This is a genomic window from Streptomyces sp. NPDC023157 (genome assembly GCF_055560575.1).
Map to the genome: position 1 here is coordinate 1 of NZ_JBVHIL010000012.1, position 14,166 is coordinate 14,166.

Annotated in this window: 11 protein-coding genes; 3 read left to right on the forward strand and 8 right to left on the reverse strand. The window is 72.5% G+C overall.

Going from position 1 to position 14,166, the window contains the following annotated elements:
* Positions 1-165: 165 nt before the first annotated feature.
* Together ACZ3ZE_RS33810 and ACZ3ZE_RS33815 are read right to left on the reverse strand one after the other, a co-directional pair.
* The gene (locus ACZ3ZE_RS33810) at positions 166-1,167 is read right to left on the reverse strand and encodes a sigma-70 family RNA polymerase sigma factor (RefSeq protein ID WP_361171617.1); all 1,002 of its coding nucleotides are present in this window, start codon (positions 1,165-1,167) and stop codon (positions 166-168) included.
* A 319-nt stretch (positions 1,168-1,486) separates the two neighbouring features.
* Positions 1,487-2,284: a dioxygenase family protein gene (locus ACZ3ZE_RS33815; protein ID WP_361626389.1), complete on the reverse strand. Its 798-nt coding sequence runs from the start codon at positions 2,282-2,284 to the stop codon at positions 1,487-1,489.
* A gap of 166 nt (positions 2,285-2,450) precedes the next feature.
* Between ACZ3ZE_RS33815 and ACZ3ZE_RS33820 the strand changes: the two genes are divergently transcribed.
* Positions 2,451-2,945, forward strand: coding sequence for a MarR family winged helix-turn-helix transcriptional regulator (locus ACZ3ZE_RS33820; RefSeq protein ID WP_442304892.1), 495 nt, complete (start codon positions 2,451-2,453; stop codon positions 2,943-2,945).
* 51 nt (positions 2,946-2,996) lie between these two features.
* On the opposite strand, the gene ACZ3ZE_RS33825 is transcribed toward ACZ3ZE_RS33820, so the two are convergent.
* Both ACZ3ZE_RS33825 and ACZ3ZE_RS33830 read right to left on the reverse strand, forming a co-directional pair.
* A complete protein-coding gene (locus ACZ3ZE_RS33825) occupies positions 2,997-4,535 on the reverse strand; it encodes an MFS transporter (protein WP_361626386.1) in 1,539 nt (512 codons plus the stop codon).
* 221 nt (positions 4,536-4,756) lie between these two features.
* A complete protein-coding gene (locus ACZ3ZE_RS33830) occupies positions 4,757-5,431 on the reverse strand; it encodes a TetR/AcrR family transcriptional regulator (RefSeq protein WP_467261785.1) in 675 nt (224 codons plus the stop codon).
* Between the two features lie 258 nt (positions 5,432-5,689).
* On the opposite strand from ACZ3ZE_RS33830, the gene ACZ3ZE_RS33835 reads away from it, so the two are divergent.
* The gene (locus ACZ3ZE_RS33835) at positions 5,690-6,964 is read left to right on the forward strand and encodes a M6 family metalloprotease domain-containing protein (RefSeq protein ID WP_361171602.1); all 1,275 of its coding nucleotides are present in this window, start codon (positions 5,690-5,692) and stop codon (positions 6,962-6,964) included.
* A gap of 126 nt (positions 6,965-7,090) precedes the next feature.
* On the opposite strand, the gene ACZ3ZE_RS33840 is transcribed toward ACZ3ZE_RS33835, so the two are convergent.
* The 4 genes from ACZ3ZE_RS33840 to ACZ3ZE_RS33855 all read right to left on the reverse strand — a co-directional run bounded on the left by ACZ3ZE_RS33840 (position 7,091) and on the right by ACZ3ZE_RS33855 (position 11,986).
* Entirely contained in the window at positions 7,091-8,827 is a 1,737-nt protein-coding gene (locus ACZ3ZE_RS33840; protein ID WP_467261787.1) for a class I adenylate-forming enzyme family protein, read from the reverse strand.
* 151 nt (positions 8,828-8,978) lie between these two features.
* Complete coding sequence (locus ACZ3ZE_RS33845; protein ID WP_361171599.1) at positions 8,979-9,611, reverse strand: ScbR family autoregulator-binding transcription factor; 633 nt, start codon at positions 9,609-9,611, stop codon at positions 8,979-8,981.
* Between the two features lie 140 nt (positions 9,612-9,751).
* The gene (locus ACZ3ZE_RS33850) at positions 9,752-11,179 is read right to left on the reverse strand and encodes a cytochrome P450 family protein (RefSeq protein ID WP_467261789.1); all 1,428 of its coding nucleotides are present in this window, start codon (positions 11,177-11,179) and stop codon (positions 9,752-9,754) included.
* Positions 11,180-11,299: 120 nt separating this feature from the next.
* Positions 11,300-11,986 carry a ScbR family autoregulator-binding transcription factor gene (locus tag ACZ3ZE_RS33855; RefSeq protein WP_363290787.1) on the reverse strand — a complete coding sequence of 229 codons (687 nt, stop codon included), beginning with the start codon at positions 11,984-11,986 and terminating at the stop codon, positions 11,300-11,302.
* A gap of 272 nt (positions 11,987-12,258) precedes the next feature.
* Here ACZ3ZE_RS33855 and ACZ3ZE_RS33860 point away from each other — a divergent pair, with 272 nt between their 5' ends.
* Positions 12,259-14,127: an acyl-CoA dehydrogenase family protein gene (locus ACZ3ZE_RS33860; protein ID WP_361171590.1), complete on the forward strand. Its 1,869-nt coding sequence runs from the start codon at positions 12,259-12,261 to the stop codon at positions 14,125-14,127.
* Positions 14,128-14,166: the final 39 nt, after the last annotated feature.

Here is a 14,166-nt window from a genome sequence, read left to right on the forward strand (position 1 = left end):
AACCCGCGGACCCCGCCCCGCTCCTGACCCCGCACGCCACCCGCGCACGGACGAGGGCCCCCCCCCCCCCCCCCCCCCCCCCCCCCCCCCGCGGCGCCCCCCCCCGCGCGCGCGCCCCCCCCCCCCCCCCCCCCCCCCCCCCCCCGCCGGGTCGCGACGGCCGGCTCAGGCCACCGCGTCGAAGCCCGTGTCCCGGGCCATCTTCTTCAGCTCAAGGAGTGCGTGCTTCTCGATCTGGCGGATGCGCTCGCGGGTCAGACCGTGCTGCTTGCCCACCTCCGTCAGGGTCCGCTCGCGCCCGTCCTCGATGCCGTAGCGCATCCGGATGATCGAGGCGGTGCGGTTGTCCAGCTTGTCGATGAGGTCGTCGAGCTCCTCGCTGCGCAGCAGCGTGAGCACCGACTGCTCCGGCGAGACCGCCGACGTGTCCTCAAGGAGGTCGCCGAACTGCGTCTCGCCCTGGTCGTCGACCGACATGTTGAGCGAGACCGGGTCGCGCGCCCAGTCCAGGACGTCGGTGACGCGCGCGGGGGTCGTGTCCAGCTCGGCCGCGATCTCCGTGGGCTCCGGCTCGCGCCCGTGCTCGCGGTTGAACTCGCGCTGGACGCGGCGGATCCGCCCGAGCTCCTCCACCAGGTGGACGGGGAGCCGGATGGTGCGGGACTGGTCGGCGATGGACCGCGTGATGGCCTGGCGGATCCACCACGTGGCGTACGTCGAGAACTTGAAGCCCTTGGCGTAGTCGAACTTCTCGACCGCGCGCACCAGGCCCGCGTTCCCCTCCTGGATCAGGTCGAGCAGCGGCAGCCCGCTGCGCGGGTAGCGCCGGGCCACGGCGACGACGAGTCGCAGGTTGGACTTGATGAAGAGGTCCTTGGCACGCTCGCCCTCGGCGACCAGCGCCTCGAGCTCCTCGCGGGACGCGCCGCCCGCCTCGCTCTCCACCTCGCCGTCGAGGACCTGCCGGGCGTAGACACCCGCCTCGATGGTCTGGGAGAGCTCGACCTCCTTGGCGGCGTCGAGCAGAGGCGTGCGCGCGATCTCGTCGAGGTACATGCCGACCAGGTCGCGGTCGGCGATCTCCCCGCCCACGGCGCGAACGCTGCTTGCCCGCTTGCTTCCGCTCGCGGCGGAGGACTGACGACGGGCGACGGCACGGGTTGCCATGCGTGCTCCCTTGCTGAGTAGGTCGCGACACCCTTTCGGGTGCCCTGCATCCGACGGAAACAACGACTGGAATCAGGACAGAATTCCCACAGGGCACATGGATTTTCGCGATCATGCAGTATCCTGCGCCGCCGCCGACGAGGAGGGCAGCCCGACGAGACCCACGGAAGCGCAGGTCAGGCCGCCACGGAGGCCGATCCGGCGGCTCTGCCGCGACCACGGGAAGGCCGCGGACGTGAGACCGCCGTCACACTCGGTACGGGGACTCCCTCGGCTCCGCCCTCGCCCCTGAAGACGACACCCGCCCGCTCAGGGTTGCTCAGCCGAACTGGACCGATCGCTTCGCGAGTCCCATCCAGAATCCGTCGATGGTGCTCCGCTCCCGGTCGAGGTCGCCGGCCGCGTCCGCCGCGCCCATCGCGACGAAGAGCGGGGCGAAGTGCTCGGTGCGCGGGTGGGCGAGCCGGCCGGCGGGGGACTTCGCCTCGAAGTCGAGCAGGGCGTCGACGTCCTGCGCGGCGAGGGCCTCGTGCCCCCAGGCGTCGAACTCGGCGGACCAGCCGGGCACGCCGGGTCCGGTGTGGCGCAGGGCGGCCAGGTTGTGGGTGAAGAAGCCGCTGCCGACGATCAGCACGCCCTCGTCGCGCAGCGGGGCGAGCCTGCGGCCGATCTCCATGAGCCGGCGCGGGTCGAGGGTGGGCATGGAGATCTGGAGCACGGGGATGTCGGCGCCGGGGTACATCTCGACGAGCGGGACGTACGCGCCGTGGTCGAGCCCCCGGTCGGGCATGTCCTGCACGGGCGCGCCGGGGGCGCGCAGCAGCTTGCGGACGGACTCGGCGAGCGCGGGGGCGCCCGGGGCCGCGTACTCGACGCGGTAGTAGTGCTCGGGGAAGCCCCAGAAGTCGTAGACGAGCGGGACGGTCTCGGTCGCGCCGAGGGCGAGCGGGGCCTCCTCCCAGTGCGCGGAGACCATCAGGATCGCCTTGGGGCGGGGCAGCGTCGCGGACCAGGCGGCGAGCTGACCGGGCCAGATCGGGTCGTCGGCGAGCGGCGGGGCGCCGTGCGAGAGGTAGAGAGCGGGCATCCGCTCCGGCGTGACGTCGGTGGCAGCCATGGTGTCCGCCTTTCGGGGTCGTTCCCTTGAGCTGGTTCTTGAGCCGGTTCTTGAGCCGGCCCTTGAGCTGACCCTTGAGCCGATGATTGAACTTTCAAGCTCGCTGTCGACGCCAGCGTAAGTCCAAATAGTTCAACTTTCAAGAATGGGTCGTACGATGGATGCCATGACCGTGACCGAACCCCGCTGGCTCAGCGCCGAGGAACAGCGCGTCTGGCGCGCCTACCTCCATGCCACCACCCTGCTGGAGGACCACCTCGACCGCCAGCTCCAGCGCGACGCCGGGATGCCGCACACGTACTACGGGCTGCTCGTCCAGCTCTCCCAGGCCCCCCGGCGCCGGATGCGCATGACGGAGCTGGCCAAGGACGTGAAGATCACCCGCTCCCGGCTCTCGCACGCCATCGCGCGCCTGGAGAAGAACGGGTGGGTGACCCGCGAGGAGTGCCCCTCCGACAAGCGCGGCCAGTTCGCCGCCCTGACGGACGAGGGGTACGAGGTGCTGCGCAGGACCGCGCCCGGCCATGTCACCGCCGTACGGCAGGCGCTCTTCGACCGGCTCACCCCGGAGCAGGTCGAGCAGCTCGGCGCCATCATGCGCACGATGGCCGAGGGCCTGGAACCGGCGGACCCGAACGCGGACCTGCCCTGGCTCCGCTGAACGGGAGCCAGGGCAGGCGGGTGACGCGCGAGGTGGCGGCGCTGCCGCGGGTCAGTGGGCGATGACCGGGATCTTCACCTCGTCCCCGGCGCCCGCACCGGAGCCCGAGGCGGCGACCGCGCCCGTGCCCGGCTTGCCGGTGTTGATCAGCGTGAGCGCGATCGTGGCCGAGGCCACCAGGATGCCGACCGCCCACCAGATCGCGGCCGAGTAGCCCTCGACCATGCCCTGGAGCTGGAGCAGCTTCTGCGCCGCCGGGGTGGTCGCGCCGGCCGCGTGGTCGACGAGGTACGCGGTCGTCGCCGAGGCGGCGATCGTGTTCAGCAGGGCCGTGCCGATGGCGCCGCCGACCTGCTGCGAGGTGTTGACCATCGCGGAGGCCACACCGGCGTCCCGGGGGTCGACCCCGTGCGTGGCCAGGGACATCGCCGGCATGAACGCCGTACCCATGCCGAGGCCCAGCAGCAGCTGCGCCGGCAGGATCAGACCGGCGTACGAGGAGCCGATCTCCAGCTGCGTGAGCAGCAGCATGCCGAGCCCGGCGGTCAGGAAGCCGGGGCCCATCAGGAAGCGCGGCGGGACCCGGGTCATCAGCCGCGTGCCGATCTGGGTGGATCCGGTGATCATGCCCGCGATCATCGGCAGGAAGGCGAAGCCCGTCTTGACCGGCGAGTACCCCTTCACGACCTGCAGGTAGTAGGTCAGGAACAGGAACAGACCGAACATCGCGATGACCGCGAGACCCAGCGAGAGGTAGACACCGCCACGGTTGCGGTCGGTCACCACGCGCAGCGGCAGCAGCGGCGACTTCACCCGCGACTCGACGAGCGCGAAGGCGCCGAGGAGGAGGACCGCGCCGACGAACAGGCCGATGGTGGTGGGGTCGCTCCAGCCGTCGGACTCGGCGCGCGTGAAGCCGTACACCAGCGAGACCAGACCGAGGGTGGACAGGACCACGCCCGGGATGTCGAGCGGCGAGCGGTTGCGGCCGCCGGCCGGCTCACGGATCACGAAGTACGCGCCCAGGGCGGCGACGATCGCGAACGGGATGTTGACGAAGAAGGTCCAGCGCCAGTTCAGGTACTCGGTGAGGAAACCACCGAGGATCAGGCCCACCGCGCCACCGCCACCGGCGATCGCACCGTAGATGCCGAAGGCCTTGGCGCGCTCCTTGGCGTCGGTGAACATCACCGCGAGGAGCGAAAGGGCCGCCGGGGCGAGCAGCGCGCCGAACGCGCCCTGCAGCGCGCGGGCGCCGAGCATCGTCGCCTCACCGGTGGCGGCGCCACCGAGGGCGGAGGCCGCGGCGAAGCCGATCAGACCGACCACGAAGGTGCGCTTGCGGCCCCACAGGTCGGCGACACGTCCGCCGAACAGGAGCAGACCACCGAAGGCCAGGGCGTAGGCGGTGATGACCCACTGCCGGTTGCCGTCGGAGATCCCCAGATCCTGCTGGGCGGAGGGCAGCGCGATGTTCACGATCGTCGCGTCGAGCACGACCATCAGCTGGGCCAGGGCGATGAAGACGAGCGCCTTCCAGCGACTCGGGTCGGCCTGGGCCGGAGGAGAGGATTCGGGGATTTTCGACATGGGGGTAGCCACCTCTTGGCGCGTACTGGTGAAAAAGGGACTTCTGTAAAGGACGTAGGGCGCAGGGCGCAGGGCGTAAGGGGAGTGACGAGGCCGAGGGCGGACTCGGAACGTCACGGGCTCACGAGGTCATGAGCTCATGGGGTCAGCGGGCTCATGAGCTCACGAGGTCGACGGACTCACGGGGTCGACAGGGTCGGCGGGCTCACGAGGTCACGGGGTCACGGGGAGCAGACGGCGTCGCTCCTCAGGTCTTCGAGGGTGGCGGCGGCTCCGGGCAGTTCGGAGCGCGCGGGCGCCTCCAGACCGTCCAGGAACACCTGGAGATGGCGGTGGACGAAGCGGTCCATGTTCAGGCAGCCCGTCCCGGGCAGCGGCCGGGTGAGCTGGGAGACGGCGACCATCAGGTCCCCGACGCCCACGTCGGCACGGAGCCGGCCGGCCGCCTGCGCCCGGTCGACGAGGCCCTGCACGGCCTCCTCCAGGCGCTCGCGTTCGGCCCGCAGGTCGGGGTGGTCCTTGTCGAAGGTGCCGTCGAGCATCGGACACAGGGCGCCGATCCGTTCGTCGGCGGCGGCGTGGGTGAAGCGGCGCAGGGCGGCGAAGGTGTCCGCCTCCTGCTCGGCGGCCTCCAGGGCCCGCTCGGTGACGCGGGCCATGAGGGAGTTGACGACCTCGCGGACGAGGTCGCCCCGCTCGGGGAAGTTGCGGTAGAGCGTCGCGTTGCCGACGCCCGCGCGGCGCGCGATCTCGTCGAGCGGCACCTGGGCGCCGAACTCGACGAACATCTCCCGCGCCGCCGTCACGATCCGCTCGCGGTTGCGCAGCGCGTCCGCGCGGGGGCGGGGCACGCGGCGGTCGGCTGCCGCGTCGGCGGTGCTGCTGCTCGTGCTCACTGCGCTGCCTCCAGGACTTCCCGTATCCGGGCCGTATCCGGGGACTCGGTCCCCACTTCGTCGAACACAGGCTTAAACGGGGACTTGGTCCCCGGTTATTTCCCGCTCCTCGTGTGACCTGGGTCACATCGGGAGGGGGGTGCGCGAGAGCCTTCCCGGGTACCCCGGTCGGGCCACCCGACGCGCGCGCCCCCGACCCCCGCTCCAGGCTGATCCCACGGTGCCGACCCGATCGGCGCAGATCAGAGAGGCGACCGCATGCAGGAGCCCCGCCGACGGATACGCAGACCCATCGCCCTGGCCTCGGCGGGCGCGCTCGCGCTCGCCGCCCTGGTATCGGCGAGCACGACCCTGCCCGGCCCGGTCCCCGCCTCCGCGGGCCCGATCGCCGCGGGCCCCGGGGAAGCGCCGCTCGGCCCGTGCCGGATCGCCACGACGATGGGTGTGCAGATGTCGGAGGGGCTGCCCACCTCCCCCGGGTACGCGCGGTCCACGGGACTGATCAGGGCGCTCAACCTGATGGTCGACTTCCCGGACGCGCCCGGCGAGGGCACCGCGATGAGCCGCTACCGCGAGTTCTTCCCGCAGACCTCCGACTGGTTCCGCACCAGCTCGTACGGGCGCCTGGTCTACCGGCCCGAGGCCCCGATACCGGACTGGCTGCGGATGCCCCGGCCCTTCTCCTCGTACGGCGTCGAGCGCGGCTCACCGTACGAGCCGGGGTATCGCAAACTGGTCGAGGACATCGTCAAGGCCGCCGACCCGAAGGTGGACTTCAGCGCGTACGACCTGGTCAACGTGCTGGTCACGCCCAACGCCGGCCCCTCCGCCCTCGACACGGTGCTGTCCGTCACCTTCTCCGGGAACGACGACGCCCCCTACGCGGACGGGGTTCCGCTCGCCAACACGTCCTTCGTCTACAGCCGCCAGGACGACGGCTCGGGGACGTACGCCGAGACCGGCTACCGGGTCCTGCCGCACGAGAACGGGCACGTCTTCGGCCTGCCCGACCTCTACACCGTCGACGGCGGCGGCACCGTCGGACACTGGGACATCATGTCCGAGGACTGGGGGGCCAACAACGACCTGCTCGGCTGGCACAAATGGAAGCTGGGCTGGCTCGACAACGACCAGGTGGGCTGCGCCTCGCGCACGGGCGACATCGAGTTCTCCCTGACCCCGCTGGCCACGACCGGCGGCCGCAAGCTGATCTTCGTCCCGCTCTCCGACAAGGCCGGGTACGCGGCCGAGGTCCGCACCCGCGAGGGCAACGACGAGGCCGTCTGCCAGCCGGGCGTCCTGATCTACCGCGTCGACACCGACGTGGACACCGGCCGCGGACCGGTCACCGTCAACGACAGCGAACACGGCAGCGGCGGCTGCACCCGGCGCCCCAACGTCCACGCGGAACTCTCGGACGCCCCGTACCGCCCCGGCGAGAGCTTCTCCGACCGGGCGAACGGCATCCGGATCAGCGTGGTGGCGGAGGACGAGACGACGGGCGGATACCGGGTGCGGGTGTCGCGGAACTGAGGGGGCCGAGGCCCGGAAGGCCCGGTCCGGGACTCACCGGCGGGCCGGCCCGGAGCTACCCCCGAGGCTCGACCCGTGGCCCGCCCGGAGCTACCCCCGAGGCCCGTCCCCTGGCCCCGCCCGGATTTACCCCCCGGCCCCGTCCCCCAGCTCTTCCCGGGCCTCGTCGCGCAGTCGGCGCTTCAGTACCTTCCCCGTCTCGTTGCGGGGCAGCTCCGTCTCCCGTACGAGGACGTGGGCCGGCACCTTGAACGCCGCGAGGCGCGCGCCGACGTGGGTCCGCAGCCCTTCGGGGTCCGGCGTCGCTCCCGCGCGGAGGCGGACCACGGCGGCGACCTCCTCGCCGAGGGCGGGGTGCGGGACGCCGACGACGGCGGCCTCGACGACGTCCGGGTGGGCGTGGAGGACGCCCTCGACCTCGACGCAGTACACGTTCTCGCCGCCCCGGATCACCAGGTCCTTGATCCGGTCGACGACGGTGACCCGCCCGTCCCGCACGTGCGCCAGGTCGCCGGTGCGGAACCAGCCCTCGGGGGTGAAGGCGGCCCGGGTGGCCTCCTCGTCGCCCCAGTAGCCGCGGATCAGCGACTGGCCGCGCAGCCACAGCTCGCCGACGCCTTCCGCGTCCGGCCGGTCGACGCGCACCTCGGTGGCGGGGGCGGGCCGCCCGACGCTCTCGGGGTGGGCCCGGTACTCGGCGCCGAAGTTGGCGAGCACACCGCCGCAGGTCTCGGTGAGGCCGTAGCCGTTGCGGGGCTCGATGCGGTCCCCGTACCGCTCGGCGATCCGCGCGGCGATCTCGGGCGGGGCCGCCGCTCCCCCGGTGTTGAGCATGGTGAGCGTCTCCAGCGGGTCCCCGGTGCGCGCGGCGGCGTCGAGGAGCTGGAGGGCGGTGGTCGGGACGCCCGCGTAGTGGGTGACGCGGTGGGCGCGGATCATTTCCAGGGCCCGGTCCGCGTCCCACTTGCGCATCAGGACGAGGGTGCCGCCGGCCGCCATCACCGAGTAGAAGGACGTGAACGCGGCGACGTGGAAGAAGGGGAAGGTGGTGAGCGAGACCGGTACGGGACCGGCCCCGGGCGTCTCGCCGCGACGGAGCGCGGAGACGGCCGCGTGATAGCGCGGGTGCATCGCCGCCCCGGCCTGGGCGAGGTGGGTGGCGACGGCTCCCTTGGGGCGGCCGGTGGTGCCGGAGGTGTAGAGGACGGTGGCGTCCTGCTCGGGCAGCACGTCGACGGCCGGGGGCCCGAGGAAGGGGTCGAGGTCGGGGACGTACGCCTCGAACCCCTCGGGCAGGTCACCGTCCGGCTCCGGCCGCGTCCCGGGGTGGAACACGATGCCGGGCACGGAGCGGGCCCGGGCCCAGGCGGCGACGCGCGGGACCCGCTCGCCGTCGACGAGCAGGACGCGGGGCGTGCAGTCGTCGAGCGCGTACGTGAACTCGCCCTCGGTCCACCAGGCGTTGAGCGGTACGGCGACGAGCCCGGCGAGCTGCGCGGCCCAGAAGGCGATCTGCCACTCGGGGTGGTTGCGCATCGCGACGACGGCGCGGTCGCCGGGACGCAGGCCGTGGACGTCGAGCAGGCGGCGGGCGAGTCCGCAGGCGGCGTCGAAGAACTCCCGGTAGCTCAGCACCCGGTCCTCGGCGACGAGGAACGGACGGTCGCCGTAGCCCCAGGTGGCCTCCACGAACTCCCGCAGGGTCCGGGGCCCGCCGACGTACACGCCGTCCTCGACGGCGAAGGGGGCGCCGGGGGCGGTGAGCCGTTCCGTCCGTGGGTCCGCCGCGTCCGTGCGGGGGTACGTGTCTGTGTGGGGGTACGTGGCTGTGCAGGGGTTCGGGTCCGTGCGGGGGTCGACCACGACCTGCCCTCCTAAGCGCTTGCTCAGCTCGCCGGCCGCCGACGCTATGCCCGGCTCTCGCGGGCGTCAAGCGGGGCTGGTCCGGCACACCGGGGCGTACGACGGGGGGGCGGCCCAGCCCAGCCGCCCGCCCTACCCCGTAACGCCCGCCCTACCCCGCCACCGGCTCCGCCGCCGGGTCGCCCGAGGCGATGAAGAGGCCCACGCGGGTGTCGCCGACCACTCGGGGCAGCAGGAAGGACCAGAAGCGGGTGAGCGGCGCGCGTTCGAGCCAGTACGGGTCCTGGTGTCCGAGCACCTCGTGCCCGGCGGCCACCGCCACCACCGCCGCGGCGACATCGCGCGCCGCCACGTCCGGGGCGAGCTGGCCCTCGCGCTCGGCGCGCGTCACGGTCGACTCGACCCAGTCGCGCCAGAGGCGCCGCAGGTCCTGGGACGCACGCGGGCGCCGTTCGGAACCCGCGCTGAGGTCGAAGCCCGCGCGCAGCACGGAGTCGGCGCGCAGCCCCTGGACCAGTTCGTGGCTGGCGTCGATGACGATCTGCAGCGGCAGGGCCTCGCGGTCGCGGGTGATGCGGACGAGCCGCTCGCCCGCCGCGCCGACTACCGCGTCGGCGAGGGCCGCCTTGCTCTGGAAGTGGAAGTGCAGCGCCCCGCTGCTGACCCCGGCGCGGGCGCTGATGGTCGCGAGCGAGGCGACCTCGAAACCGTCCCGGTCGAAGAGCGCGGCGGCCGACTCGATGAGCGCGTTGCGGGTACGAATCGCCCGCTCCTGCTTGGCCAAGGGGCCTCCGTCGCTACCGCCGCTCGGTCGAGGGCGTGCCAACACGTGTCATCTTCTCAGCACTTTAACAAACCGGCCCTGCGGTTTTCGATGCCGGAAAGAGAGACCGTGAGCGTCCGGCCAGGAGCGGCCAGGACCCGCTAGGCGCCCAGGCGTACGGGCAAGGCCCCGTATCCGTTGAGCAGGAAGGTCGGCATCGGGGCCAAGGCGGTCGCCGAGCAGCCGAGTTCCAGGCGGGGGAAGCGGTCGAAGAGCGCGGAGAGCGCGACGGACGCCTCCAGGACGGCGAGCGGGGAGCCGAGGCAGCGGTGCACACCATGTCCGAAACCGAGCGTGTCCCGGTCGGTGCGGAGCAGGTCGAAACGGGCGGCGTCCGCCCCGTACCGGCTCGGATCCAGGCCTCCGGCGGCGAAGTTGACGAGGATCGGGTCGCCCTGGGCGATCCGCACGCCGTCGAGCTCGATGTCCTCGACGGCGAAGCGCATCGGCGAGTAGGCGGCGGGGCTGTGGGTGCGGAGGGTCTCGGCGACCGCGTCCTCCCAGGTGGCGCGGCCGGCCCGGATGTGGCCGAGCTGCTCGGGGTGGGCGAGCAGGGCGGCGGCGGCGTTGACGATGAGCGCGGCGGTGGTGTCCTGGCCTGCGGCGATCAATAGGAAGAGGGAGCCGAGGAGTTCGTTCTCGGTGAGGGCGTCGGCGCCGTCGCGGGCGGCGATGAGGGAGGAGGTGAGGTCGTCGCCGGGCGCCAGGCGTCGTTCGGCGACGAGCCCGGCGAGCTGCCGGAAGGCGGTGCCGCGGGCGGCTTCCATGGTGGCGGCGGAGACGCTGGAGCTGAACACGGTACGGAGGGCCGCGCAGAGTTCGTCACGGGCGGCGCCCTCGGCGACGCCGAAGAGCTCGCAGATGACCTGGAGGGGGAGCGACTCGGCGTAGGCGGTGCGGAGTTCGGCGGTGCCGCCGGCGTCGAGCGCGGCGGCGAGCGGGTCGAGGAGCGAGGCCGCTATCTCCTCGATGCGGGGCTTGAGCGCGGCGGTGCGGCGGGCGGTGAACGCGGCGGCGACGAGGCGGCGCAGGCGGGCGTGCTCGGCACCGTACGAGAAGAGCATGTTCTCGTTGGCGACCCAGGGGTAGAGCGGCCACTCGGGGGTGATCCGGCCCTCGGCGAAGGCGGGCCAGTGCCGGCGGGCGTCCTTGGAGACCCGGTGGTCGAGGAGCAGCCGCTCGACCTGCTCCTGGCCGACGACGGCCCAGGCCCGTACGCCGCCGGGCAGTTCGACCTGGACGGCGGGCCCCTGCGCGCGGAGCGCGGCGGCCTCACCGGCGAGGTCCTGCCCGGTGACGTCGAGGGCGTACGGGGTCGGGGCCGGGGAGGGGGAGGAGTAGGGGCAGGAGGCGACGCCGGCCGCGCCGCCCGTGCCCGTACCTCTGCCCGTGCCCGTACCTCTGCCCGCGTCCGCGCCGATATCCGCGCGTGTGCCTGCGTCCGTGCCCGCGCCCGTGCCTGCGTCCGTGCCCGTACCCGTACCCGTGCCCGTGCCTGTGCCCGTGCCCGTGCCTGTGTCCGTGTCCATGTGCATGTGTGTGCGCTCCATTCGGTTCGTCCCTGTGTTCCGCGCCCCCACCGCACACGCAACCGAGGAGAACACCCACGTCCCCTCCCCTCGGCCTTCCGGCCCCGGGGCCCCGTCCCGTCAGCCGCCGGCGACGGTGACGGCGGCTCCGGCGTCGCGCAGCCGTACGGCCTCCTGGTACGACTGCTCGGCGCGGGAGGGTGTGAAGTCGAGGCGGACGAGCACGCCGGGGACGGCGATGGCGCTCAGCAGGGTCCGCATGAGGTCCGCCTCCCGCTCCACGATGTCCCCGTGCCCGGTCATGATCTTGGACAGCACCTGGACTCCGGTGAAACTACCGGTGAACAGGGCGGCCGCGGAGGCGATGTCCACGTGCGGGAGCAGCTCGCCGGCCTCCTTGGCGCGGCTGAGCAGATCCATGTTGTGGTCGATCCACCCCTGCATGGGGACCTGGCGGTCGAGGCCGTCGTGGGGCGAGCCCTGGTCGACGGTGAGGCGCACGCTGCCGCGCACCATGGGGTCGCCGACGTGCAGCAGATGGGCGAGGACCAGCGCCTCGTCCGTGAGCTGCTGCAGCAGGAGTTCGCGCTCGGGCACGGGAGGGAGCGCGGCGACCTGCCCGGCCAGCACCTCCTGGGCGAGCTCTTCCTTGGAGGCGAAGTGGAAGTACAGGGCGCCCTTGGTCACGCCGCATTTCTTCAGGACCTCGGAGATCGTCGCCGCCTCGTAGCCGACCTCGTCGAACAGTTCGGCCGCCGCGAGCACGATCTTCTGGCGCGTACGGATGGCCCGTTCTTGTTGTGCCACTACATCCTCCGTACCCCGCGGCCCGGGGAGGCCGAGAGGCTGGTATTCCAACGGCTCACATGGAGTGATGAGTCGGCGACCGGTCCGCACGAACTCCCGCCGGCAGTAGGGTGAGGCCGGGCGAGACCGGATTCTTCACACGTCCACATTTCGAGAATAAAACCATCCAACCGGTTTGACAAGGATATTGAAACAAAACCGGTGGATCCGTATCTTTATCGGGCAGGCCACCACCATCCTTACCGGGTCCACTCTCTTCGGGGGACGAGTCGATGCTCCAGCACGCGGAGACGCCGCTCAGAGAAGGCGCCGCAGCCCCTGAACCCGACGACGCCGCACACGGCCTCGACGAGGGTGACACAGCCGGCGGCGAACTGACCCGCCTTCTCTTCGATACGGACGACCGCGAGCGGATCCACGCCGAGTGGCGCCGACTGGTCTCCGGCGATGCCTTCGCCCACCGCGCCGGCCTGACCCCGGCCGAGCGCACCGCCCTCTCCTACGAACGACTGCGCCTGGTCAACGACACGGTGGCCGGGACCGGCGCCGAGGTGCTCAGCTACGACGCGCACCGGCTCGCCGCCCTCCACGAGTGGACCGGCTTCGTCGACGGCGGCCTGTGCACGCTCGCCAGCGTCCACTACAACCTGTTCCTCGGCAGCCTGCTCGACCACGACGGCTACCGGCGCGACCTCACCGCGTACACGACGATGGAGCGCACCGGAACGTTCCTGTGCACCGAGCTCGCCCACGGCAACGACGTCGCCGCGTTGGAGACGGTGGCCGTCCTGGACCGGGAGACGGGCGGCTTCGAGCTGCACACGCCGAACCCGGGCGCGCAGAAGTTCATGCCGAACACGAGCCTCACCGGCGGCCCGAAGAGCGCCCTGGTCGCCGCCCGGCTGCTCGTGGACGACGAGGACCAGGGCGTCTTCCTCTTCCTGACCCCGCTCAGCGACGAACACGGACACCTGCCCGGCATACGGGTACGCCGGCTGCCCGACCGCACCGGCACCCCCGTCGACCACTGCCTGACCTCCTTCGACCGGGTCCGGCTCCCCCGCGAGTCCCTCCTGGAGGCGGCCCACGGGCGCTTCGACAAGGACGGGCGGTTCGCCAGCAGCCTCGGCAACCGGCGCAAGCGGTTCCTCCGCTCGGTCGGCCGGGTCACCGTCGGCAAGCTGTGCATGAGCGCCGGCACGCTGGGCATGGCCCGCGCCTCCCTCGCCATCGCCGTCCGCTACGCCCAGCACCGCCAGGTGGCCGCGCCGAGGGCCGGCGAACGCATCCCGCTCACCGCCCACCGCAGCCACCACGGACGCCTGCTGCACGCACTGGCCACGGCGTACGCGATGACCTTCCTGCACCGCGCCGTCCTCGACCGCTGGGCCGCCCACGACCCCACCGACCGCGAGGAGCGCGAAGCGGCGGAACGCATCGTCGCGGTCGCCAAGGGCTGGATCACCTGGCAGGCCCGGGACATCACGATCGAGAGCCGCGAGCGCTGCGGCGCGCAGGGCCTCTTCCCCGAGAACGGCCTGGCGGACCTGCCGCTGAACGTCGAGGGCGGCATCACCGCCGAGGGCGACAACCTGGTCATCTGGCAGAAGGCCGCCTCCGAACTGGTCTTCGCCCACGAAGCGGGCCCCGCGACCACCCCCGAAGGCTCGCGCACCGACCTCACCGACCTCCCCTTCCTCCGCGACCTGCACGCCTGCGTCGAACGCATCTGGCAGACCCGCGCCCGCACCGCCCTGCGCAACGGCCCCTCCGGCGACCCCGTCGGCCGCTGGAACGAGACCTCGGGCGCCGCCCTGGAGATGGTCGCCGCCCACGCCCGCGTGGCCGCCGCCGACGCGTTCCTCGCCGCCACGGACCGCGCGACCACCACCCGCCCCCTCCTGGAGGACCTGGCCCGCCTCTTCCTCCTCCACGAACTACGCCCCCACACCGGCGACCTCCTCGCCGCCGGCCACCTCACCCCCGCCCAGGTCGACTCCCTCCACACGACGACGAACCACACCCTGTCGGCCCTGGCCCCCCACCTCACCCCCCTGGCCGCCGCCTTCGACCTCCCGGCCGAATACCTGACGACCACCCCGATCGCCAACGCGGACTACCTGAACCGCTTCACGTACTGACCAGGGTTCGGGCCCCTGCCACGACGGACCCACCCGCTA

What these genes read in the sequence shown, in the direction of transcription:
- ACZ3ZE_RS33810 (WP_361171617.1), bottom strand. Translation starts at nt 1,167, where the DNA reads ATGGCAACCCGTGCCGTCGCCCGTCGTCAGTCCTCCGCCGCGAGCGGA.
- ACZ3ZE_RS33815 (WP_361626389.1), bottom strand. Translation starts at nt 2,284, where the DNA reads ATGGCTGCCACCGACGTCACGCCGGAGCGGATGCCCGCTCTCTACCTC.
- ACZ3ZE_RS33820 (WP_442304892.1), top strand. Translation starts at nt 2,451, where the DNA reads ATGACCGTGACCGAACCCCGCTGGCTCAGCGCCGAGGAACAGCGCGTC.
- ACZ3ZE_RS33825 (WP_361626386.1), bottom strand. Translation starts at nt 4,535, where the DNA reads ATGTCGAAAATCCCCGAATCCTCTCCTCCGGCCCAGGCCGACCCGAGT.
- ACZ3ZE_RS33835 (WP_361171602.1), top strand. Translation starts at nt 5,690, where the DNA reads ATGCAGGAGCCCCGCCGACGGATACGCAGACCCATCGCCCTGGCCTCG.
- ACZ3ZE_RS33850 (WP_467261789.1), bottom strand. Translation starts at nt 11,179, where the DNA reads ATGGACACGGACACAGGCACGGGCACGGGCACAGGCACGGGCACGGGT.
- ACZ3ZE_RS33860 (WP_361171590.1), top strand. Translation starts at nt 12,259, where the DNA reads ATGCTCCAGCACGCGGAGACGCCGCTCAGAGAAGGCGCCGCAGCCCCT.